We start from the raw sequence: 523 nt of genomic DNA, 5'->3' as shown, positions 1-523 counted from the left end.
CCTTCCCCGAACTGCCTTCTGGCACTATTGCACCTTGTGCATACGCGGCCCATAGCGCTAGCCTTGATGCAACTGCATACATAACAAGAAAACCCGCGAGGTTTTACCATGGCCGACGATCGTCGCCGAAAACGCCCGACTACTGCTACCGGCCGACTGTTCCGGCTCACCGGCATGACCACCTCTATCGCCACCCGCGTGGCAGGGCATCAGGTCAAGGGGCTGTTCCAGTCGGATCAGTCCAAAGCCGCGGATCGGGAAAAGCTGATGCAACATATCGGCAAGGAAGTGGCCGCAACGCTGGGCGAAATGAAAGGCGCGGTCATGAAAGTCGGCCAGATTGCCTCACAGATGCAGGATATCCTTCCCGCCGAAATCAGCGATCAGCTGAAAGTGCTCCAGAATGCCTCCGCCCCCATGCCATTTCATGTGATTCGGCGACAACTGGAGCGCGAACTCGGCGCGCCACTGAACGAATTATTCACCCGCTTCGATGAACAACCCTTTGCCGCGGCCTCCATTG

At 57.7% G+C, this 523-nt stretch carries 1 protein-coding gene; it reads left to right on the top strand.

Annotated features, from left to right (window positions below; all coding sequences use genetic code 11):
* Positions 1–108 precede the first annotated feature (108 nt).
* Positions 109–523 (top strand): AarF/UbiB family protein (locus A3754_RS04955; protein ID WP_197468470.1); only part of this gene is annotated, 415 nt, incomplete at its 3' end.

The organism is Alcanivorax sp. HI0083, from assembly GCF_001635175.1.
The sequence above is the reverse complement of the archived record's forward strand: the minus strand, read 5'-3'. Positions and strand labels throughout refer to the sequence as shown.